Below are 24,612 nucleotides of genomic sequence, written 5' to 3' on the forward strand. Positions count from 1 at the left end.
AACAATAGTAATATTTATGTGCAAAAAATCATTTTTACCATCCATTTTGTTTGGTTTATTAGTTCTGACTTTTTTAGTTTCTTGTGATAAAGATTTTAATGAAATTGGTTCAGACATTGTTGGTGATGACCATTTTGGTTTTCAAAAATATACAGGGGCATTTATTAAGTCCTACAATCAAAAACTTGGGCCAATTGCCTCCAATAATTTAGCGGTTAATCCATTAGGATTTTATGATAATCCACCTTTTGGAAGTACGCGAGCTAATTTTGTCACCCAAGTTGAAATGTCGGTTAGTGATCCACGATTTAATAACGTTGATCCAGAAAATTACGATGTGTTACCAACAGTTTTAGATAGTGTTGTTATGGAAATTCCCTATTATAGCACAGTAAAAAGTGTAGAGGAAGTTCAAGTTGATGGTAAAACAGAAAGACGCACTACTTATCAATTAGATTCAATTTACGGTGTAGAAGGATCAAAGTTTAAATTAAGCGTTTACCAATCCAATTATTATTTAAGAAATTTAGATCCAAATGAGTCACTTGGAGAAACGCAATTGTTTTACACCGATATGGATGCCGAAATCGATAACAATAAAATTCCGGTTTTGTTAAATGATTTAGCTACTTCTGATCCTAGAAATACCGATGGTCATGAAAATTCTCAATTTTATTTTGATAAAAGAGAACACAAAACCATTACGTATGAAGAAGATGGTACTACTGAGATTAAAACAAGATCAAAACCATCGATGCGATTGCATTTAAATAAAGATGTTTTTGATGCTGCAATTTTAAATGCACCGAGCGGCCAACTTGCTAATAATAATGTTTTCAAAAATTATTTTAGAGGAATCTATTTCAAAACAGAAAGTTTGGGGAATCCAGGCAACATGGCAACCCTAAATTTTAAAGATGGGAAGATAACGCTATACTATAATGAAGATGTTAAAAAAACTGACTCAGAAGGTGTTGTCACATATGAAAGAACAAACAAAACATATGCTTTAAATCTGAATGGCAATACTGTTAGTTTGTTGAATAATTATAATGAAAATACAGATTATTTAAATGCAACTATTAACAATAATCAAGAAGCAACTCAACTGTTTTTGAAAGGTGGTCAAGGTTCTATTTCGGTTATTGATATTTTTGGACCAGATGCTGATAATAACGGCATAGCTGATGAAATTGAAGTAATCAAAGCGAATGGATGGATGATTAATGAAGCTAGTTTGACGTTTTATGTTGATAAACCAGCTATGTCTGACACTCGTTCCATTGAACCCAATCGTATTTTTCTTTATGACCTAACGAACAAAAAAGCGTTAGTTGATTACAATCTTGATTTTTCAAATAGTGGTGCTTATCCTAAACTAAACAAGCCAACTTTTGGTGGTATTTTAGAAAAAGAGGATGTTGAAGGAGGAAGAGGTATTAGGTACAAAATCAGAATTACAAATCACGTAAGAAACTTAATTAAGAAAGACTCCACTAACGTAAGACTTGGACTTTCGGTAACCGAGAATATTAATAACGTGGGGTTTTCTAAACTGAAGGTAGGAAACACAACTACGAATAGCGCACCTTCCATGTCGGTGATGAGTCCGCTAGGAACTATTTTATATGGATCTAGTCCTTTAGTTCCTGATGAAAAACGATTGAAACTTGAAATTTATTATACAAAACCTAATTAATATTATAGCATTATGTGTGGAATTGTTGGTTATATTGGCTATCGAGAAGCTTATCCTATTGTAATAAAAGGGTTAAAAAGATTAGAATATAGAGGTTATGATAGTGCTGGGATCATGTTATATGATGGTAAAGACCTTCAAATTTCTAAAACCAAAGGAAAAGTTTCAGACCTTGAAGAAAAATCTAAAGCCATTGCTTCCTCCAAAGCTACTATAGGAATGGGTCACACGCGTTGGGCAACTCATGGTGTGCCAAACGATGTCAATTCACATCCACACACTTCCAATTCAGGAAATTTAGTTATTATTCACAACGGAATAATTGAAAACTACGAACCCTTAAAAAAAGAATTGTCAAAAAGAGGGTACACTTTCACTTCTGACACCGATACTGAAGTATTGGTCAATCTAATAGAAGACGTAAAAAAGAAAGAGAATATCAAATTGGGTAAAGCGGTGCAAATTGCATTAAACCAAGTGGTTGGAGCTTATGCTATTTGTGTTTTTGACAAGGAAAATCCAGACGAAATTATAGTAGCCAGATTAGGAAGTCCACTAGCTATTGGTGTGGGTGAAAATGAATTTTTTATTGCTTCCGATGCATCGCCTTTTATAGAATATACTTCAAATGCCATTTATTTGGAAGACGAAGAAATGGCCATAGTACGATTGAGCAAACCACTAAAAATTAGAAAAATAAAAGACGATACTTTAGTTGATCCTTATATTCAAGAACTTCAAATGAACTTGGAGCAAATTGAAAAAGGAGGCTATGATCATTTTATGTTAAAAGAAATTTATGAGCAACCTAATGTAATTAAGGACACCTACAGAGGAAGACTTCATGCCAATGAAGGGATTATTCAAATGGCTGGTGTAGAAGATAACATTGAAAAATTTCTTCATGCTCAAAGAATTTTAATCATTGCCTGTGGCACCTCTTGGCATGCAGGATTAGTGGCAGAATATATTATTGAAGAATTTACACGAATCCCTGTTGAGGTAGAATATGCCTCTGAATTCAGATATCGAAATCCAATAATCAACAAGGACGATGTGGTAATTGCCATTTCACAATCAGGAGAAACGGCCGATACTTTGGCAGCAATTAAATTAGCAAAAGAAAAAGGTGCTTTTGTTTTTGGAGTTTGTAATGTAGTTGGCTCTTCTATTTCCAGAGAAACACACGCTGGAGCTTATACACATGCTGGACCAGAAATAGGAGTGGCATCTACCAAAGCATTTACTACACAAATCACCGTGTTAACCATGTTGGCATTACGTTTGGCAAAAGCCAAAGGAACACTTTCTAATTCAGATTTCCACCGTTACTTGCAAGAGTTAGAGGTTATTCCTGAAAAAGTTCGTGAAGCATTAGAAACGAATGAAAAAACTAAAGAAATAGCCGAAAAGTTTAAAGATGCTACTAATTGTCTTTATTTAGGAAGAGGATATAATTTCCCTGTGGCATTGGAAGGCGCATTAAAATTAAAAGAGATCTCCTATATACATGCAGAAGGTTATCCTGCAGCCGAAATGAAACATGGTCCAATTGCTTTAATTGATGAACACATGCCAGTAGTAGTTATTGCACCAAAGCAAGGGCACTATGACAAAGTAGTTAGCAATATTCAAGAAATAAAGTCAAGAAGCGGAAAAATAATAGCTGTGGTTACTAAAGGTGATACACAAGTAAAAGAATTAGCAGATCACGTTATTGAAATTCCAGAAACTTCAGATGCTTTGTCACCATTAATCACAACCATTCCACTACAATTATTGTCTTATCATATTGCAGTATTAAGAGGTTGTAATGTAGACCAACCCAGAAATTTGGCGAAATCGGTTACAGTAGAATAAGTTTTTAAAAAAAATAAAAAGAAAAGCGAGATAAAGTCTCGCTTTTTTTATGGTTAAAATTTTATGATTAATTTAATAGAAATTCAATTTTTGTATGTAAGCATAGTATTTTTTTGTTAAAATCCTCAAAACATTAATAATAATTTAAAAAAAGCATAAATATCGAATCATTAGTATTACCGCTTTATATTCAATTATCAATAAAATTAGATGCCATTTATTGATAATGTAAAAAATATATTTGTAAATTGGCCACTTAAACCAAAAATATTTAACCAAATGAAGATTTATTTATTTATCATTTCATTGTTTTTTTGCGGTATTACGTATTCGCAAACATCAATTACTGGTTCGGTAAAAGACAGCAAAAACCAACCAATTCCTGGCGCCAACATCAAAGTGATTGGTGATAGTGCAGGAACAGTCACCGACATTGATGGAAATTTTAGCTTATCAACTACAAAAAAACCACCCTTTGAGATTGAAGTCACTAGTATTGGTTTTGGGACCAAAAAAGTTGCTATTACTTCAAACAATCAAAAAGTAGCTGTTGCACTGACAGACGAGGAAAACAAGTTAGACGAAATAGTAATTTCTGCTTCTAGAACACCAGAGCGTGTACTTGAGTCTCCTGTTACCATTGAAAGAATGAGTTTGCAAGCTATTAAAGCTACTACTGCAGCAAGTTATTATGATGGTTTAGAAAACCTAAAAGAAGTTCACTTCAACACAAGTAGTTTAGGTTTTAAGTCAGTTAATACCAGAGGATTTGCCACTGTTGCCAACACTCGTTTTATGCAACTTGTTGATGGAATGGATAATTCCTCTCCTGCGTTGAACTTTGTACTTGGAAATTTAATTGGACTTTCTGAGTTAGATGTTGCTAATGTGGAATTATTACCAGGAGCATCATCGGCATTGTATGGAGCGAATGCCTTTAACGGTATCATGTTTATGAATAGTAAAAATCCATTTGATGATCAAGGATTGAGTTTCTATTTTAAATATGGACAAACTTCACAAGAAACAGCTGGGACGAATGATTATTATGATTTTGGAATTAGAGCAGCACATGCGTTTACTGATAAATTTGCTATGAAAGGAAATTTCTCTTTCTTGCAAGCTACAGAGTGGATTGCTTCAGATGATAGAGATTTAACAACAAACAATACAGGTTCGGCTGTAAACCCAAATTATGATGGATTGAACTTTTATGGAGATGAAGTTTCAACAAATCTAAGAGGCGTTGGTCAAGGATTAGCAAATGCTGGTTTAATTCCACAATCTGCGGTTAATCTTTTGCCTAATTATAATGTAGCTAGAACTGGTTATAGAGAACAAGACATGAATGACAATGAAGTAAAAAGTGTGAAAGCTGATGTGTCATTACATTTCAGACCATGGGCAAATGCTACTGAAATCGTATTACAACATAAAATTGGTCAAGGAAATACTATTTATCAAGGAGCCAACAGATATTCCTTGAAAAACTTCTTTATGCAACAAACGCGTTTAGAGGTTAAAGGGAAAAACTTTTTCGTAAGAGGTTATATCACTGCTGAAGATGCAGGAGATTCTTATGATATGCGTTTTGCTGCATGGAATGTGAACAGAGCATGGAAATCAGATCAAACTTGGTTTGGTCAATATGCAGGAGCATTTGTACAGGCAACATTAGCAGGACAAACTCCAGAAACGGCTCATGCTATTGGAAGACAAACGGCAGACGCAGGAAGATTTTTACCAGGAACTGCTGAATTCAATAATGCTTTGGCAACGATTACTGCTGACCCAGATTTAACAACAGGAGCAAAGTTTAAAGACCAATCAAAGATTTATCATGCTGAAGGAAATTATAATTTTAAAGACCAAATAAAATTTGCAGAAATTCAAGTTGGTGGTTCATTCAGACAATATGAATTGAATTCAGATGGAACTATCTTTACTGATTATGATGGTCCAATTCGTTATGATGAAATGGGTGCTTATGCTCAGATTCAAAAGAAATTCATGGACGATAGGTTGAAATTCACAGGATCTGTTCGTTATGATAAAGCGGAACTTTTTGATGGTTTTGTTTCCCCAAGAGTATCTTTCGTGTATTCTGCTGGAGCAACTAAGAAACATAATTTCCGTGCTTCTTACCAAACAGGTTTTAGAAATCCAACAACACAAGATTTATATATTGGATTGGATTTAGGGCCATTTGCCTTGATTGGTTCAGCTCAAGATAACTTGAATAGATTTGTTGAAACAAGAAACATTAGTGTTGCCGGACAATCAATTCCAGGTGTAGGATCAACGGTTACTCTTGATGGTAATGATGCTTATAATAACTCCTATACTTTAACTTCATTACAAGCATTTGGAGCTTCAGGAAATCCAGCTGATTTACAAGTTGCCAATATTGATTTAGTAAAACCAGAGCAAGTGCAAGCATTTGAAGTTGGTTATCGTTCGGTAGTTAATAACGATTTATCGGTTGATATTAATGGGTATTATAATATTTATAATGATTTCTTAAATCAATCAAGAGTTGCTACACCTTATTATGGAATGGTTGGTACAGATTTTACAGATCCAGCAGTAGCCACTTCAGTTGCGGCATTAGTTAACGGAGATAGAAGAATTTATCAAGTATATAACAATTCAAAAGCACAAGTGACATCCTTCGGATTTGGTGTTGGATTGTCTAAAAAGGTATACAAAGATTTTGAATTGGGTGCAAGTTACAACTACGCTGAATTTACTTTTGATCAAGCAAAAGACCCAAGTTTTATCCCAAGTTTTAACACACCAAAACACAGAGTTAAAGCTTCATTAGGTAACCAAAATTTATTTAAAAACTTTGGATTTAATACTAATGTAAGATGGAATACGGAATATTTATGGCAATCTTCGTTTGCAGACGGAATGGTTCCAGAAAATGTGGTGCTTGATGCTCAAATCAATTATGGAATTCCAAAAATTAAATCAGTAATAAAAGTGGGAGCAACTAACTTATTTGGAGAAGATTACATTCAAGTAATTGGAGCAGGAGCAATTGGGCAACAATGGTTTGCTTCATGGACAATCAACCCATAATTATTAACCAATACATATATTTAAACGTTATGATAAAAAATTTCAAATGGCTATTATTGGTTTCGTTAACCTTTGTAGCATGTAGTAGTGATGATGAGACTGCAACAGTAAACAATTCATCCGATGGTTTACCTTTAACAGCTGGTACTGCTGATTTTTCAAAGTATGTAGCTTTAGGCGACTCGTTTGCAGCTGGTTTCAGTGACAATGCATTATTCATTGCAGGACAAGAAGGTTCTTACCCTAATATTCTTGCGCAACAATTCGCATTAGTTGGCGGCGGAGAGTTTACCACTCCTTTAATGAATGATAATATTGGTGGGTTTTCTTCTGGAGGTGCTCAAATTCCTCAGTTTGGACCAAGATTGTACCTTGCGCCAGGAAATATTCCAACACCAGTTTCGGGTATTTCTAGTACAGATATCTCTACTCGTTTAACAGGTCCTTTTAATAATATGGGAATTCCAGGAGCTAGAAGTTTTCATTTAACCTTTTCGGGTTATGGTAGCACTGCAGGTAATCCCTACTTTGCTAGGTTTGCTTCTTCTCCTTCTGCAACAGTTGTTGAAGATGCCGTAGCGCAAAATCCAACTTTCTTTTCGCTTTGGATAGGAGGAAATGATGTGTTAGGATATGCAACTTCTGGGGGTTTAAATCCAGCTGATATTACGCCTCCGACAACATTTAATGCAGTTTATAATTCTATTATAAGCCAAATGGTAGCTGGAGGAAGAAAAGGAGTAGTTGCTAATTTACCTTATGTAAATTCATTGCCTTATTTTACTGCAGTACCATATAATCCTGTTCCTTTAAACGCAGCCACTGCAGCTCAATTAAATTCAGGATATGCGGCTTATAACAATGGATTGTTGTTTGCACAATCTAATGGCTTGTTAACTGCTGCTGAAGTAGCAAGAAGAACCATATCTTTTTCAGCTTCTGCTACAAATAGCGTAGTTATTGTTGACAGTTATTTAACTAACCTTTCAGGTTTAGGTTTGCCATCTTACAGACAAGCAACAGCCGAAGATTTAGTTGTGCTTCCTGCAAGATCGTTTATTGGTACTACTGTTGGTGGGAATCCATTACAAATTAATGGAGTTTCTGTGCCATTGGCAGACCAATGGGTTTTATCTAAAGACGAAATAGAAGAAATAAGAATTGCAACCGATGCTTATAATGTAACTATTCAAACGGCAGCTACAGATAATGGTTTGGCATTTGTAGACACAAAAGCTATTATGGCACAATTAAGCACAACAGGATTAGTGAGTAATGGCTATACAATGACATCTACTTATGTTACTGGAAATTCTTTTTCTTTAGATGGTGTACATCCAAGTCCAAAGGGATATGCACTGATTGCTAATAAATTTTTAGAAGCTATTAATGCTAAATATGAATCAAATTTCAAAGGAGTTAACTTAGGACAATACAGAATATTATTTCCAAGTTCACTATAAAAGGTTTTAGTTTTACTATCAAAACCGTCCTAATTAATTGGGACGGTTTTTTGTTTTAGAGCAACATTAAAAAAATCCGTTTTTTTATAAAAAAAAGTATTGATAATTCAATTTATAAAAATTATCTTTGCGCTCTGAAAAAAGAGGTATTTTTTTCAAACCTAATAAGCTATTTAATAAATACATAAACAATGTCAAAAGCAATAGGAAAAGTTTCCCAAATTATCGGACCAGTAGTTGATGTAGTATTCAACGGTAAAGATGTTGAATTACCAAAAATTTATGACTCGTTAGAAATCATTAACAAAAATGGTTCTATATTAGTTTTAGAAGTTCAATCACACATTGGTGAGAACACAGTACGTACTATCTCTATGGACTCAACCGACGGTTTGAGCAGAGGAACTGAAGTGAAAGCTACAGGTGTTCCAATCCAAATGCCAATTGGTGCTGATATTTATGGTCGTCTATTCAATGTAATTGGAGATGCTATTGATGGTTTAGGAGATTTACCAAAAACAGGAAAAGATGGAATTTCAATTCACCGTCCTGCTCCAAAATTCGAAGATTTATCAACTTCTACAGAAGTTTTATTTACAGGTATTAAAGTAATCGATTTGATTGAGCCTTATGCAAAAGGTGGTAAAATTGGATTATTCGGTGGTGCTGGAGTAGGTAAAACAGTATTGATTCAAGAGTTGATTAACAATATCGCTAAAGGTCACGGTGGTCTTTCTGTATTCGCAGGAGTTGGAGAAAGAACACGTGAAGGAAATGACTTGCTTCGTGAGATGCTAGAGTCAGGAATTATAAAATATGGTGAAGATTTCATGCACTCTATGGAAAATGGAGGTTGGGATTTAGCCAAAGTTGACAAACCAGGAATGAGAGAGTCAAAAGCTACTTTCGTTTTCGGTCAAATGAATGAGCCACCAGGAGCAAGAGCTCGTGTAGCGTTATCAGGATTATCCATTGCAGAATATTTCCGTGATGGTGCTGGTTCTGACCAAGGAAAAGACGTACTTTTCTTTGTTGATAACATTTTCCGTTTTACACAAGCAGGTTCTGAGGTATCAGCGTTATTAGGTCGTATGCCATCTGCGGTAGGTTACCAACCAACATTGGCTACAGAAATGGGTGCGATGCAAGAAAGAATTACATCTACCAACAAAGGTTCGATTACATCAGTACAAGCGGTTTACGTTCCTGCGGATGACTTAACCGATCCAGCACCAGCAACTACGTTTGCTCACTTAGACGCCACTACTGTATTGTCTCGTAAAATTGCTGAGTTAGGTATTTATCCTGCGGTAGATCCATTGGATTCTACTTCAAGAATTCTTACGGCTCAAATATTAGGTGATGAGCACTATGATTGTGCACAAAGAGTAAAAGAGATACTTCAAAAATACAAACAGTTACAAGATATCATCGCTATCCTTGGTATGGAAGAGTTATCAGAAGATGATAAATTAGCTGTGTCAAGAGCACGTCGTGTGCAACGTTTCTTGTCTCAACCGTTCCACGTTGCTGAGCAATTTACAGGATTAAAAGGAGTTTTAGTTGACATTAAAGATACTATCAAAGGATTTAATATGATTATTGATGGAGAATTAGATCACTTACCAGAAGCAGCTTTCAACCTTAAAGGAACTATTGAAGAAGCAATTGAAGCAGGAGAAAAAATGTTGGCAGAAGCTTAAACTGTTTATTGTTTGTGGTTTGTAGTTGGAAAACAATAAATCATAAACGACAAACTATAAACTTAAAAAAATGATTTTAGAAATAGTATCACCAGAAGCTAAATTATTTAAAGGCGAAGTTACTTCGGTTTCTTTACCAGGAGTAAATGGTTCGTTTCAAATATTGAACAATCACGCACCGATAGTATCCATTTTAAAACAAGGCACAGTTAAAATTGTTGCCACTAGTTTTGATTTTGATAAAGAAGTAGTTGACAAGTTTACCAAAGTAAATGACCAAAACTATACACTTGAAATTGCTTCAGGAACTATTGAAATGAAAGACAACAAAGTAATTGTTTTAGCAGACTAATACGATTAAAAATAAAAACAGAAAGCCCAGCATTATTGTTGGGCTTTTTTTATTTTTGGACGATGAAGCCATTCCCAAAATCCCTCCAACAAAAACTCCAACAACGCGAAGCTCACAATGCCTTGCGGAAATTACCTGCATCCAGTAGTTTGGTAGATTTTGCTTCCAATGATTACCTAGGTTTTGCTCATAGTGAAACCATTTTCAAAGCAACCCATCAGTATCTTTTAGAAAACAATATCAAAACAAACGGAGCAACAGGTTCCAGATTGCTTTCGGGAAATCATTCTTTATATCAAACCACAGAAGAGTTTATAGCTGAATTTCATCAAAGTGAAAGTGCTCTCATTTTCAATTCGGGGTATGATGCCAATGTTGGGTTTTTTAGTTCCGTTCCACAGCGCAATGATGTGATTTTGTATGATGAATTGTGTCATGCTTCCATTCGTGATGGTATTAAAATGAGTCTTGCTAAGAGTTTTAAGTTTCAACATAACGATATAGAAGATTTAGAAAAATTAATTCTAAAATTTCAGCAACCCGAAACTCGAAACTCGCAACCCGAAACAATTTTCATCGTTACCGAAAGTGTTTTTTCTATGGATGGTGATTGTCCCAACTTTGAAGAGTTAGTAGCGCTATCCGAAAAACATAAGACCTATTTAGTAGTGGATGAAGCGCACGCATTAGGTGTTTTTGGTGAGCAAGGCGAAGGCGTTGTGCAAAGTTTAGGTTTTCAGGACCAAGTCTTTTCCCGCATTATGACTTTCGGAAAAGGATTGGGTTGCCATGGCGCAGCTATTTTAGGCAGTGCCAAATTGAAAAGCTATTTGGTCAACTTTGCCCGAAGTTTTATTTATACTACTGGACTTTCTCCTCATTCGGTTGCTACTATTTTGGTGGCATACCAGCAGTTAGCAAAAGAACAAAGCGCATTAAAGGCACTAAAAAATAATATCACTCACTTCAATCAGGAAAAAAACCGATTGGGATTAAAACCATTGTTTGTTTATAGCAAATCGGCCATACAATGTGCAATTATTCCAGGGAATGAAAGAGTGAAAAATATGGCGGCACAATTACAGGAAAAAGGGTTTGATGTAAAACCTATTTTGTCTCCAACCGTTCCCGAAGGACAAGAACGATTGCGTTTTTGTTTGCACAGTTACAATTCTGAAGTCGAAATTACTAGTGTCTTGGAATTGTTACCTACTTTTGTATTCTAGCTATGGAAGAAGAAAAATTTAAATTACTACGACGATTTCAATATACAAGCGAAGCTATTATTTACCAAGGTAAATTAGAGAGCCAAGGTGTTGAAGTTTTTTTGAGAGATAATAATATAGTCGATTCTAATCCACTTTATAGTAATGCTGTTGGTGGAGTAAAATTGTTTGTGAAAACAGAAGATTATCAAAAAGCAGAAGAAATTCTTGGTGAAGTAAGTTTGTACTCCGTTGATGATGAAAACCAACCAATTCAATGTCCAAAGTGTAGCTCAAATCAAATAGAATTAATAACTTCTATCAAAGATTGGAAGTCTTTTATTTCTTATGCTTTATTCATCTTAACGTATGTTTTTCCTTTTGGGGTTAAATACAAATACAAATGCAATGAATGTAAATTTGAGTTTAATTAAAAAAATCCGTTCAATCCGTATCATCTTTGTCAAAGTTCAAAACTTTGACAAAGATTAAATAATAAATCATGAAACTATTCATCACAGGAATTGGAACTGACGTAGGGAAAACAGTAGCGTCAGCCATAGTAACCGAAGCTTTAGAAGCCGATTATTGGAAACCCATACAAGCAGGAGATTTAGACCACTCCGATAGTCATAAAGTAAAAGCTCAAGTGTCTAACGCTAAGTCGGTTTTTCATCCCAACGCTTATGCATTGAACACGCCAGCAAGTCCGCATTATGCTGCTGCAGTTGATGGAATCACTATAGATTTGAAACAAATTAAAGAACCAAAGACTACTAATCATTTGGTTGTTGAAGGTGCAGGTGGTGTTTTGGTTCCGCTGAATGATACTGATTGTGTGATTGATTTAATTCAAAAAGAGTATAAAGTTATTGTGGTTTCTCGCCATTATTTGGGTAGTATCAATCATACGTTGTTGACTTTTGAAGCTTTGAAAAGTAGAGGCATTGTTGTGGCAGGAATTATTTTTTCGGGAGATGAAAATAAAGCCACTGAGGCAATTATCTTGAGTAAAACTAAAGCCAAATTCATTGGACGTATTGACAACGAACCTTATTTTGACCAAAATGTTACGCGATATTATGCTGATAAATTCAGAGAAAATCTATTAAGTCTCTAATCTGAAATCAAAAATAGTTCTTCAACAATCAGAAATCTAATGAACCTATCCGAAAAAGACCAATTATACAACTGGCATCCTTATACACAACACAAAACTACGGATTTGCTTCCTGCTATTGTCAAAGGCGAAGGCGCTTTGCTTTGGGATGAAAACGGTAAGGAATATATCGATGCCATTGCCTCTTGGTGGGTCAATCCTTATGGACATTCCAACAAGATTATTGCTGAGGCGATTTATAAACAATTAACGACACTCGAGCATGTTCTTTTTGGTGGTTTTACGCATAACAAAGCGGTTGAATTGTCTGAAAAACTACTTTCTATTTTGCCCAGTAATCAAAAGAAAATCTTTTTTTCTGATAATGGTTCTACAGCGGTAGAAGTGGCGCTGAAAACAGCACTGCAATACAATTATAACAAAGGCATCAAAAAAACTAAAATCATTGCTTTTGAAGATGCCTTTCATGGCGACACTTTTGGGGCGATGGCATCCAGTGGCATTACTTTTTTTACCGAAGCTTTCAAAGGTTCCTTATTGGAAGTGGTTCGTATTCCGGTGCCGACAGAAGGAAATGAAACCAATAGTTTGAAAGCCCTACAAGATTTACTTGAAACAGGAGATTTTGCTGCTTTTATTTTTGAGCCACTATGTCAAGGTGCGGCAGGAATGGTCATGTATTCTCCTGAAATATTAGATCAAATGATTGCGCTTTGTCAACAAAATAATGTCTTTGCCATTGCCGATGAAGTAATGACGGGTTTTGGCAAAACTGGGAAAACTTTTGCGACTGATTATTTAGTCAACAAACCCGATATGATCTGTTTGTCCAAAGCGTTAACGGGTGGCACAATACCAATGGCGGTTACTACATTTACTCAGGAGATTTTTGATGGATTTTATAATGATGATGTCAATAAAGCACTTTTTCACGGACATACTTTCACGGCAAATCCAACGGGTTGTGCTGCCGCTTTGGCGAGTATTTCCTTAATGGAAAGTCAGGAAATGCAGGATAATATTAGTAGAATACATGCCAAACATTTGGCTTTTGAAACTAAGATAAAACAACATCCAAAAGTAAAAACAACACGAGTACTTGGAGTAATATTCGCTTTAGAAATTAAATCCGAAAATCAAGAAAGTTATTATGGCACGATGCGCAACAAACTGTATCATTTCTTTATTGAAAACGGGATAATTCTACGACCTGTTGGGAATATTGTTTACATTTTGCCACCTTATGTTATTTTGGATACACAGTTGGAAAAAGTATACACTGTTGTTGAGCAAGCGATTGAAATGATTTAATTGTTTAACCACAAAAGATATAAAATAAATCTAAAAAGGCTCAAAGAGTATTGCGCACTTTGCGAAAAACTTTGCGACCTTTGCGGTGCAAAATAGTTACACAGAGACACACGAAGATTTCTCAGAGATTCACAGAGAAATTAAATGAATTAATTTTTTTAAAAAGCTTTGTGTATCTTTAATTTGTGCTCTGTGAATCTCTGTGTACCGAAAAAATGAAAACCAAAATTGCCATTACTTCTCTCGCTTCTTTATCGCCATTAGGAGATACTCCCGATGCTATTTGGAACAATTATCTTTCCCCAAAAACTTTGATTTCGACTAAAGACTTTAATGGTCAAAGTCAATTTGTGGCTACTATTCCAGCTGAAATCAGAAAAGGAATTGATGCCTTGCGAAAAGAAGATGTAAAGTATAAAGCTCTTGACGAAACGGTTTTGATGGCTATAATAACTTCGCGAAAAGCTATGGCAAATGCGGGTTGGCAACAAGGCGATGACTTTGGGATTAACATAGGCTCCTCTCGTGGTGCTACGCAATTGTTTGAAAAATACCATCAGGAGTTTTTGGAAACGGGTAAAACGTCCACCTTAACTTCGCCAACCACTACTCTAGGAAATATTTCTTCGTGGGTTGCTCATGATTTGAAGAGTAAAGGTCCCGAAATCTCTCATTCTATTACGTGTTCTACAGCTTTGCATGCCGTTTTGAATGCGGTGGCTTGGTTACAATCGGGTATGGCGACTAAGTTTTTGGTAGGTGGAAGCGAAGCGCCTTTGACTGCTTTTACGTTGGCACAAATGCAAGCGTTGAAGATTTATGCTAATCAAAATTACGTGCTGCCAGAACATGGTGAATGGATTTGTAGAGCTTTTGATTTAGAAAAAAATAAGAATTCTATGGTGTTGGGCGAAGGTGCAGCTATGGCTTGTTTGGAACTTGGGGAAAGGGAAAATGCTTTGGGTTATATCACCGGAATTGGTTTTGCTACGGACGAATTGGAACATAATATTTCGATATCCGATGAGGCGATTTGCTTTCAAAAATCGATGGCGATGGCTTTGCAAAATATACCTTTGGACGATGTTGACGTAATCGTGATGCACGCGCCAGGTACTTTGAAAGGCGACACTTCTGAATATAAAGCCATTCAACAACTCTTTGGCTCCAACTTGCCAATGCTTACCACTAACAAATGGAAAGTAGGACACACTTTTGGTGCTTCGGGAATCTTGAGTATGGAACTGGCGCTGATGATGATACAACACAATACTTTTATTGGTGTTCCTTATATAACAAACCCTGTCAGGGTTCAAAACCCTGAAAGGGTTATTAAAAACGTATTGATTAATGCCGTTGGTTTTGGCGGTAATGCGGTGAGTGTTTTGGTTTCGTCCTAATACTATTTTAAGTTCGTCCTGATGTGTTTTTCAATTCGTCCTGACGAGTTGTTCAATTGACCGAGGTCACTTCACGAAGTGACCGCGGTCGTTTTATAATTTGACCACGGTCAAATATTGAACTCGTCCTAATGAATTTTATGCTTGAGCCTTACGGGTTTTTAAAACTTGCATGGCACTTCAGTTCTAGGATTACAATTAAATGCTGCGGTGTCAGTCTGAGCCTGTCGAAGACGGCTTTCCAAATTGAGTATAGTTTTTTGAATACAAAACTAATTTATCCCAATCTTCTTTAATTAGAGCTTCTTTCTTAATTCTGCTCCAACCTTTAATTTTTTTTTCTGTAGCAATAGCATCTAACACATCATTAAAGGTTTCAAACCACACTAATTCAAGAGGTCTTTTATCAAAAGTATAACATTCATTATTTTTACCTGATGTATGCTCCAAGAAACGTCTTTCTAAATTATTTGTAAAACCTGTGTAGTAAGAGTTGTCATTGCATTTTAGGATATATACAAAATAGGTTCTCATAAATAGCTTTTTGTTTTACTAAAGTAGTAAAATAAAATATATGATGGCACTTCGATACTTCCTTTGTCAGCACAGGCGAAGCTCAGTGTGACAATGTGGTTCTATTTGTATTTGTTGTAATAAGGGATTTCAACAGTGTGAGGCACTTCGACAGGCTCAGTGTGACAATGCGCTACTGATTGTATTTGTTGTAATAAGAGTATTTGTATTATCTAGGATTACAATTAAATATTACGGTGTCAGTCTGAGCCTGTCGAAGACATTTTTTACTGGGTGATTTTAAGTTTAAGCACTTCGACAGGCTCAGTGTGACAAAGTGCTACTGATTGTATTTCTAGTAATATAGTATTATAATTAAATACTGAGGTATCATTCTATGCTTGTAGAAGATCCAAGTTCTTTCATTTTCTCATATACCAAGTTACTTTCCCAGCCTTTTCGCAATAAATAATCGCACCATTTCTTTTTCTTTTTTTGCACATCGGTTTCGCGAATAGTTTCCCAATGGCGTTCGGCTAATTGGTGGAAGGTTTCTTGGTATTGGGTTTCGGAGATTTCGGTTAGGGCTAGTTTGATGTTGGGTGCTGAGATGTGGCGGAATTTTAGCTCGTTGACTATTCTTATTTTTCCCCATTGTTTGATGCGGTGTTTGCCTCGGGCAAAACTGCGGGCGAAACGCTCTTCGTTGAGGAAATCATGTTGCAACAAATGCACGACTATGGTATCAATTTCTTGGGATTTCATGCCGAGGTCGTATAACTTTTGTACTACTTCCTGATGGCAACGCTCTTGATAGGAACAGTAGTACTCTAGTTTGAGTTGGGCTTCGGTGAGGGTTGGTTTTTCGTTCATAGTTTGTTGGGATGCGTCAGACAAAAATAGTATTATTTATTTTTGCAGTAGTGGGAATAGTTTCCGCTGGCATGAAAACTATTTCCGTCGACCTGAATTTAGTTTCCGCCGACCTGAAATCAATTAAGTAGAGAAGAAATCTATTTCCGTAGGCGTGAATTGAATTTCGGTAGGGGTGAATTTAGTTTCCGCCGTCATGAAATCTATTTCCGTCGAGAAGAATTTTATTTCCGTCGGGAAGAATTTAACTTCCGTAGGCATGAATTTACTTTCCGTGGGGAAAAATTTAATTTCCGTAGGCATGAATTCAATTTCCGTATGGGTGAGTTTTCTTTTTTGGGAATGTTTTAGTAGTGGTGTGTGGTGTTTTTATTGGAAGGCGAGTGCTAAATTTTTGAGGGTGTCCTTTTTTACCTTAAAATTCTTATGCCTTTTTGGGTGTGGTGGAACAGTAGGTAAAACCGTTGTTACGCTGCTAAAGTCTTATAAAATCAAACACTTATCACAGGCATGGATAACATTGTTAATAAATTTCACGTTTTGGTACTGATTTCTTAACACGAACTTATTGTATTTAAGTAATTTAGATTTAAATTTGCAAGCCCATTTTTACTGCTTGTACTTGACTTTTTTGGCCTGCCAAAAACACACTAGTGATTATGAAACTATTTGATATACTTATATGAAATTAAGATTATTACTCGTTGCTTTTGTTTTATTTATTGGGAATGTTGGCTCGTATGGACAGACTCTATATGATTCATTCGCAGACGGTGACTTCTCAGTTTCGCCAGTTTGGGGTGGAAACACAACTTTATGGGGAATTCAACCAAATAGTGATGCTGCTGCTGGTTCAACGGGTTCAAATACATTAAGATTAAATGCACTTGCTGTAGCACAAACCGATTACTTAAGTAGCCAAATTTCTTCCTGGTCAACTTCACAAGAATGGGGTTTTTGGTTAGGTAGAAGAGCGCAAGCTTTAACCGCAGCAAATCAAGCCTATTTTTGGTTATATGCCAATGAAGCTAATCTCAATAGTGCTACAGTAGATGGTTATAGAATTGCTATTGGAGATGATACTGTTAATGATGAGATTAGATTAGAGTACATTTTAAACGGAGCTGTAAGTGCTACTGTAATAACATCTACTGGCGCTATTACAAATGGTAGAACCGATTTTGGTTTATTGATAAGAGTAACACGTTCCTCAACAGGAACATGGGAAATTTTTACTTCAACTCTTCCTGCTGCTAACGGTGTTGGTGCAATAGCAACTGAGGTTCCAAATGCAACAAACGCAAACATTTCTCAAGGAACTGGATTGAACAACACACTTGTTCCTGTTGCTAATGGTTATATTGGAGTTGCTGCTTTACATTCAACAGGTGCAAATGCAATAACTTCTACTGAATTTGATCAAATATATTTTACAATACCCACCGGCACACCTGTGATTACATTAGCCGATAATGGTACACAAATAACTTCTGCCAATGTGGCTCAAGGGACAACCAATCATATCTTGTCTTCGTTTCAAACTACAGTGGCTAGTTTTGATGCATCGCTTACCACGGCTGCGTTTGCCACGAGTGGTACTTATCTTGCTGCTGATATTGCGGCTAATGGGTTTACGCTATGGCGCAACTCTACCGCAAATGATTTTGCTACTGCTACCGCTATTGGCACATTGAGTTCTACTTCAACAGGTTCGGGTGATATTTTAATTTTTTCGCTTTCGCCTACGGTGAGTTTGCCTGTTGGTACAAGTTATTTTTGGGTAACTGCCACTATTGCTGCTGGAGCTACAGCTGGTAATACCATTCGTATTGATGCTATTGCCAATGCTGATTTAACTTTTAGTTCGGGAACTAAATCTGGAAGTGCAAGTGTGGCAGGATTTCAAACCATTACTTTAACACCACCGGCTGTTCCTGGAAGTCTCACGAGAGGTTGTACGACAAACACCACTCAGGTTTTAAATTGGACTGCACCAGCTACGGGCAGTTATGATGGTTATTTGCTAGTAGTGCGACAAGGTGCAGTGCCTAATGCGGTAACATCTATTTATGTGCCTACACAAACTACCAATTTGGATTATACATTAGCACCAACCTATAATGCTACCACTTCGAGAGTTTTATACAAAACTACGGCAGCGGCGAGCGTAAGTGTAACCGTAACAGGACTCACGGCTGGTTTGCCTTATACTTTTGCGGTGTATGCTTATAAAAATAATGGTGCTTCGACTTTGTATTCGGCTACTGCCACTACAACGACGCCCACTATCAATCTTCCTAATGTGACTAGCGCATCTACCACTGCAGGTAATGCTTCGGCATCGCTTTCTTGGGTTAACCCCAATGTAGCTTGTTTTGATCAAGTATTGGTTGTGGTAACGGCTACGCCTGGAATTACTTTTGTTCCAACAGGAAGTACCAACACAGCATATACGCCTAATACTGTTTTTGCTGGGTTTAATCAAGCGGTTTATTACTCGAGTGGGAACTTGGTTAACATTACAGGATTGACTAACGGCACTACTTATTATTTGGAAATATTCGTAAGAAATGGTAGTGAATGGAGCAGTGGCGTAGAAGTGAGTGTCACACCGCTTAACATAAATCCTACTGTTTTGAAAACAGGCGATTTAGTTTTGATTGCTTATGATAATAACTTGGCAAGTACTGCTAATGATGGAATCAGACTATTGACTATGGTTGACATCAATCCTGGTACTCGATTTTTGTGGACTAATGCGACTTATGAAACGGGTGGATTACCTGCTGCTAATGTTAGAACTGATAAATGGTTTTCCTGTATTACAACTCCCGATGGGAACGTTCCTTTTTTAGAATTTACTTATAATGGAGGTAGCGTTATTCCGGCAGCTTCTACGTTTTGTATAGAAACAATTTCGGGTGTAGGCACTGGCTCAACAATCACAGCAGTAACTCCCGGAGGAATTCTTGTACCAAATACATCCTTTTCTATAATTTGCAAAACTGCAGATGGATCGACTGGTTTGGGTCATGGTATTGTTAATGTTTCTACAACCGCTCCTGATTCGATGTTCCTATTGCAAGGAAATTTTATATATGATGTTGCAGGTTCCACTTTTGTAGGCACAGTGCTTTCGGGTGTGCAAGATGGTGGACTTTGGTATGATTTAGCAGATGATTTGAGTGGTGCAACTGGCAATAATTTGAGAAGGTCTAGAAAGCATCCAAAGTTATTATGTGCTTCTTTACAAGCAAGTACTGTTACAGGAATATATCGAGTAAGTTATGACGTATCAGTTGTACCAGGCAATACCACAGGAACTAAGCAGTATTTATTGGGTCAAATATTAAATTATACTACTAATTGGATTCCATCTTTTGGTGTTTGTCCTTCACCATCTCCGTTTTCTATTTCTGTATCAGATACTTTTAATAGATGGACAGGTGGAATCAGCACTAATTGGTTTGATTGCAATAATTGGGCACAATTATCGGTACCTGATGAGTTTACAGATGTAGTAGTATTTTCGTCCGCAGCTCGAGATGCCATTATAGATTTTACAGCCCCTTTTTCAGATACTTTCTCAGATATTGCTAAGACTAGAAATTTAACCATTTCTGGAAGAAAAGTACAAGTAGAAGCTAATATCAATAACAAACTTGAAGTGTATGGCGATTTGTTGATAAACTTCACTGGTGTACTTGACATGGATGATGGAACTGCAGCGGCTGATGGCAATTTATATTTGTATAAAAATTTCACCAATAGTTTAGCAACCGCAAACTTTTTAGAAGGCAATGGAACGGTTTCTTTTGTGGGTAGTTTGCCTCAAGTTATTAATAATAACGTGCACACCAATCCCGAAGATTTTTTCAATGTTATTTTAGATAATGATTTTGCTACTGCAATAAGCAATAACTTGATTGCTACCGGAGATTTAGAAGTAAAAACAAACAAATTTGTAACGATAGGTTCTACGGCTTTTCCTAATGATTACATCAGAGTAAACAATCGATTGACCAATAATGGTGATGTGATTATTGAAACTGGCGGACAATTGATACAAGTGAATGAACCAGATACTAATACTGGGGATTATTCTGGAACAAAATTCACCGTAAAAAGAGATTATACTGCTCGAGATATTGACTACGTGTATTGGGGTTCACCCACAAAATCGTTTGCAGTAAACAATTTGCCTAATGGTTTTAGATATGAGTGGAATCCTGTTTTCCCAAATTCAAATGGAACTTTTGGAAACTGGATTGCGCCATCAACTGCTACTATGACAGAAGGTAAAGGCTACATTGCGAGAACTTTTAATGGTTCAAGTACTCCAGCTACCAATACCTTTACTTTTAGAGGGCAACCTAATAATGGAGTTATCAGTATTCCCATTTCGCGTGGAAATATTCAAGGTCTTATAACCGATCCGCCACTTTCCTATCCAGTAGTAGGCAGCACCACAAAATGGGATGATAATTGGAATTTAGTTGGAAATCCCTATCCATCAGCGATAAATTCTTTGACTTTTTTATTGAATGCTAATAATCCTGACATTGAAGGTTTTGTTTATGTTTGGTCACATGGAACTGTACCAAGTGCTGCTATTGTCGATCCGTTTTATGATGATTTTGCGATAAATTATACTTCTAATGATTACATTATATACAATGGCACTGGAACTGTAAGTGGTCCAACAGGTTTTAATGGAATGATCGCTTCTGGACAGGGATTTTTTGTTTTGATGAAAGATGGACCAGCGGCGAGTGGTTCGGTTAATTTCAATAACAGCATGCGAAGAAATACTTCGACAAATGCAACCTATAACAATACTCAATTTTACAGAAATGCATCAGTTGAGCAAACTGTAATTGGTGAGGAAGAAAAAAGTCGCATTTGGTTGGACATTGTTTCTCCCCAAAATGCAGTAAAGAGAACTTTAATTGGGTATGTTGAAACAGCATCTAATGAAAAAGACAGATTGTTTGATGCGGTGACTAAAGCTAATAGCTTGGATATTTATTCATTCATAACTAATGATGCAGTGCAAGAATATTGCATACAAGGAAGAGCATTGCCTTTTATTAATACGGATACTGTAGCCTTGGGTATAAAAGTAGCAACAGCAGGTACTTATAAAATAGCCATCAGTGCTTTAGATGGGTTGTTTGAACAGGGACAACCTATATTTTTAGAAGATAAAGTTTTGAATATTATTCATGATTTAAGAGTAGCACCTTACAGTTTTACCGTTGATGCAGGCCGCTTTGATAATAGATTTATATTGCGTTATACTTCTGAAAATTTAGGCAACCCAGACTTCGAAACGCTAAACAATAGTGTAGTTGTTGCCACCAATCATGGTCAGTTGACAATCAAATCATTCATCGAAAACATGCAAGATGTAACGGTTTATGACATACTAGGAAGACAATTATTTGAAGCCAAAGGAATAAACAATACTGAGTTTGTGACTTCAAATATTTCGATGAGTCAACAAACATTAATAGTGAAGATAAGATTAAAAAATGGAGTAGTGGTTACAAGAAAAATAGTGTTATAATCTACTCTACTTAAAATAAAAGTGCCAATCTAATTTCAGATTGGCACTTTTTTATTGGAGTAAAATTACTATTTTATTTTCCTTTAGTAGACGCTTCTAAGTTACGCTCAATGGTATGACCTGGTCGAGTCCATTTTGGTTTTTCACCCAGTGCTTGGTATTGAGAATCTTCTGCTTCTACTGTTGTAGGTTGCATGATTTTGATGAATGGTTTTTGAGCTACTAGTCCAAGTGTTTCAAACATTTTCATGTCTTCGTTTACATCTGGATTTGGAGTAGTTAATAGTTTGTCTCCCGCAAAAATAGAATTGGCACCGGCAAAGAAGCACATCGCTTGTCCTTCTCTTGACATTTCGGTTCTACCTGCCGAAAGGCGCACTTGCGTTTCGGGCATTACAATTCGAGTGGTAGCTACCATACGAATCATTTCCCAAATTTCCACTGGTTTTTCATTTTCCATTGGTGTCCCTTCTACAGCTACTAGAGCATTTATTGGCACTGATTCTGGTTGTGGGTTTAAAGTAGAAAGCGCTACTAGCATTCCTGCTCGGTCTTCAATACTTTCGCCCATACCAATAATTCCTCCGCTACAAACTGTAACATTGGTTTTACGAACGTTCTCGATAGTTGCTAAACGGTCTTCAAAACCACGAGTGGAAATTACTTCTTTATAATAATCTTCGGAAGTATCCAAGTTATGATTGTAGGCATATAAACCTGCTTCGGCTAATCTTTGGGCTTGGTTTTCGGTTAGCATTCCTAGTGTGCAACACACTTCCATGTCCAGTTTGTTGATGGTTCTCACCATTTCCAATACTTGGTCAAACTCTTCGCCATCTTTTACATTTCGCCATGCTGCACCCATACAAACTCTGGAAGAACCATTGGATTTGGCACGAAGTGCTTGCGCTTTTACTTGGCTTACCGTCATCAAATCATTTCCTTCAATATCAGTATGATAACGGGCAGCTTGAGGGCAATAGCCACAATCTTCTGGGCAACCGCCAGTTTTTATAGATAATAAAGTGGAAACTTGAACTACGTTTGGATCGTGATGCTCTCTGTGTATTGAGGCGGCTTCGTATAGCAAATCCATGAGAGGTTTATTGTAAATAGCAATAATTTCTTCTTTGGTCCAATTGTGTTTTGTAATACTCATAGGTGCTTGTTTATAGTTCATCAAAAGTAGTTAATTTGTTATTAAGTAACAATTTTGAAGAAGATTAATAGAAAGTTATTACGAACAAATACGTTGAGTTTAGCATTTAAACCTAAACGACAGAATGATAGTTACAGCTTTTCTATAACAGCAAGAGCCGTTATTTTATCTTTATCCAACTGCTTTTTTAAGGCATCCACCGATTCGAATTTTTGTTCAGAGCGCATTCGGTGTACTAGCGAAAGGGTAATCTTTTGATGGTAGAGGTCTTTATGAAAATCAAAAAAATGAATTTCTATGGATTGTGTTGTCCCGTCAACTGTTGGGCGAGTGCCAATATTCATCATGCCAAAAACGGTGACGCCATCAATATTACTTTTAGCAACGTAAACACCATTTTGAGGAATGAGTTTATAGTCTTCTTCTATTTTGATATTAGCTGTTGGATATCCTATAGTTCTTCCCAGTTGTTTTCCTTTTATTACTATTCCCGTTAATGAATAATTATACCCAAGAAAACAGTTCACCAATTCAATATTTCCCTCTGTTAGGGCATTTCTTATTTTAGTAGAACTTACGGACACTTCATTTATTTCTTTGGCGGAAATTTGTTCTACTTCAAACCCGAATTCATTTCCAAAATCGATTAAATCATCAATATTTGCCGTTCTATTTCTGCCGAAGCGATGGTCGTGACCAATGATAATTTTTTTTATTTTAAATGTATTTACTAAAACTTGCTTGACAAACTCCTCGGCGGTTAATCTTGAAAAAGAGGCATCAAAAGGGTGAATAACCAAGTTGTCTATCCCTAATTCCTCTAATAAAGTTAGTTTTTCTGCCAAAGTATTAATCTGTTTCATCTCTGTGTCTGCTTGAATTACAGTTCTTGGATGAGGAAAGAAAGTGAGTACCAAACTTTCGCAATTAAGGGTGTGTGCGGAAGAAATAATTTGCTCTAATATTTTTTTATGACCAAGGTGAACGCCATCAAAAGTGCCTATGGTAACCACGGTTGGCTTCTCGGCTTTGTATAACTGTATGGAATTGACTATTTTCAAAAAAAGCGGGATATTTAAAAAGCAAAAATAGATTTTTGAAATGGAAAATAATAATTTAAAAGAGCATTAATAGAAAACCTTAGAATTGACACATTTTGGATAAATCGTTTTTCCTTTAATTTATCTGAGTTTTTAAAAATATCGCATAAGAATTATATAATATAATACTTAAGAAAATCGATAAAATGTTGCGAATATGAGACAACTGATTAAGATTTGTTTAAAACTATTTAAAATAAC

General features: G+C 36.2%; 16 protein-coding genes. 12 read left to right on the forward strand and 4 right to left on the reverse strand.

Translation table 11 applies throughout. From position 1 onward, the window contains the following. Positions 1 to 16 precede the first annotated feature (16 nt). The 11 genes from ACSVH2_RS03320 (at position 17) to ACSVH2_RS03370 (ending at position 15,197) form a co-directional block, all read left to right on the forward strand. A complete protein-coding gene (locus ACSVH2_RS03320; protein ID WP_438091739.1) occupies positions 17 to 1,699 on the forward strand; it encodes a DUF4270 domain-containing protein in 1,683 nt (560 codons plus the stop codon). A 12-nt stretch (positions 1,700 to 1,711) separates the two neighbouring features. Then, on the forward strand, positions 1,712 to 3,559 hold the full coding sequence (gene glmS, locus ACSVH2_RS03325; RefSeq protein WP_438091740.1) for a glutamine--fructose-6-phosphate transaminase (isomerizing): 1,848 nt from the start codon (positions 1,712 to 1,714) through the stop codon (positions 3,557 to 3,559). A 279-nt stretch (positions 3,560 to 3,838) separates the two neighbouring features. After that, entirely contained in the window at positions 3,839 to 6,643 is a 2,805-nt protein-coding gene (locus tag ACSVH2_RS03330; protein ID WP_438091741.1) for a TonB-dependent receptor, read from the forward strand. 29 nt (positions 6,644 to 6,672) lie between these two features. Further along, entirely contained in the window at positions 6,673 to 8,106 is a 1,434-nt protein-coding gene (locus ACSVH2_RS03335; RefSeq protein ID WP_438091742.1) for an SGNH/GDSL hydrolase family protein, read from the forward strand. A 191-nt stretch (positions 8,107 to 8,297) separates the two neighbouring features. Then, the gene (atpD, locus tag ACSVH2_RS03340) at positions 8,298 to 9,809 is read left to right on the forward strand and encodes a F0F1 ATP synthase subunit beta (RefSeq protein ID WP_438091743.1); all 1,512 of its coding nucleotides are present in this window, start codon (positions 8,298 to 8,300) and stop codon (positions 9,807 to 9,809) included. 70 nt (positions 9,810 to 9,879) lie between these two features. Then, positions 9,880 to 10,161, forward strand: a complete 282-nt coding sequence (locus ACSVH2_RS03345) for a F0F1 ATP synthase subunit epsilon (RefSeq protein ID WP_438091744.1) — start codon at positions 9,880 to 9,882, stop codon at positions 10,159 to 10,161. A gap of 62 nt (positions 10,162 to 10,223) precedes the next feature. Beyond that, positions 10,224 to 11,387: an aminotransferase class I/II-fold pyridoxal phosphate-dependent enzyme gene (locus tag ACSVH2_RS03350; RefSeq protein WP_438091745.1), complete on the forward strand. Its 1,164-nt coding sequence runs from the start codon at positions 10,224 to 10,226 to the stop codon at positions 11,385 to 11,387. Positions 11,388 to 11,389: 2 nt separating this feature from the next. Beyond that, positions 11,390 to 11,800: a DUF2007 domain-containing protein gene (locus tag ACSVH2_RS03355; protein ID WP_438091746.1), complete on the forward strand. Its 411-nt coding sequence runs from the start codon at positions 11,390 to 11,392 to the stop codon at positions 11,798 to 11,800. A 68-nt stretch (positions 11,801 to 11,868) separates the two neighbouring features. Continuing rightward, complete coding sequence (bioD, locus tag ACSVH2_RS03360; protein ID WP_438091747.1) at positions 11,869 to 12,486, forward strand: dethiobiotin synthase; 618 nt, start codon at positions 11,869 to 11,871, stop codon at positions 12,484 to 12,486. Positions 12,487 to 12,525: 39 nt separating this feature from the next. Further along, a complete protein-coding gene (gene bioA / locus ACSVH2_RS03365; RefSeq protein ID WP_438091748.1) occupies positions 12,526 to 13,797 on the forward strand; it encodes an adenosylmethionine--8-amino-7-oxononanoate transaminase in 1,272 nt (423 codons plus the stop codon). 215 nt (positions 13,798 to 14,012) lie between these two features. Continuing rightward, a complete protein-coding gene (locus tag ACSVH2_RS03370; protein ID WP_438091749.1) occupies positions 14,013 to 15,197 on the forward strand; it encodes a beta-ketoacyl synthase N-terminal-like domain-containing protein in 1,185 nt (394 codons plus the stop codon). 213 nt (positions 15,198 to 15,410) lie between these two features. Here ACSVH2_RS03370 and ACSVH2_RS03375 read toward each other — a convergent pair whose 3' ends face one another. Beyond that, positions 15,411 to 15,731 carry a GIY-YIG nuclease family protein gene (locus ACSVH2_RS03375; RefSeq protein WP_438091750.1) on the reverse strand — a complete coding sequence of 107 codons (321 nt, stop codon included), beginning with the start codon at positions 15,729 to 15,731 and terminating at the stop codon, positions 15,411 to 15,413. Between the two features lie 369 nt (positions 15,732 to 16,100). After that, positions 16,101 to 16,583, reverse strand: coding sequence for a regulatory protein RecX (locus tag ACSVH2_RS03380; protein WP_438092258.1), 483 nt, complete (start codon positions 16,581 to 16,583; stop codon positions 16,101 to 16,103). A 682-nt stretch (positions 16,584 to 17,265) separates the two neighbouring features. Here ACSVH2_RS03380 and ACSVH2_RS03385 point away from each other — a divergent pair. Next, positions 17,266 to 22,152 (forward strand): T9SS sorting signal type C domain-containing protein, encoded by a 4,887-nt coding sequence (locus ACSVH2_RS03385; protein WP_438091751.1) that lies wholly within the window; start codon positions 17,266 to 17,268, stop codon positions 22,150 to 22,152. Positions 22,153 to 22,225: 73 nt separating this feature from the next. On the opposite strand, the gene bioB is transcribed toward ACSVH2_RS03385, so the two are convergent. Together bioB and ACSVH2_RS03395 are read right to left on the reverse strand one after the other, a co-directional pair. Then, complete coding sequence (bioB, locus tag ACSVH2_RS03390) at positions 22,226 to 23,311, reverse strand: biotin synthase BioB (RefSeq protein ID WP_438092259.1); 1,086 nt, start codon at positions 23,309 to 23,311, stop codon at positions 22,226 to 22,228. 131 nt (positions 23,312 to 23,442) lie between these two features. After that, positions 23,443 to 24,372, reverse strand: coding sequence for a bifunctional riboflavin kinase/FAD synthetase (locus ACSVH2_RS03395; protein WP_438091752.1), 930 nt, complete (start codon positions 24,370 to 24,372; stop codon positions 23,443 to 23,445). Positions 24,373 to 24,612: the final 240 nt, after the last annotated feature.

Source organism: Flavobacterium sp. RSB2_4_14 (genome assembly GCF_051547085.1).
Lineage (GTDB): Bacteria > Bacteroidota > Bacteroidia > Flavobacteriales > Flavobacteriaceae > Flavobacterium.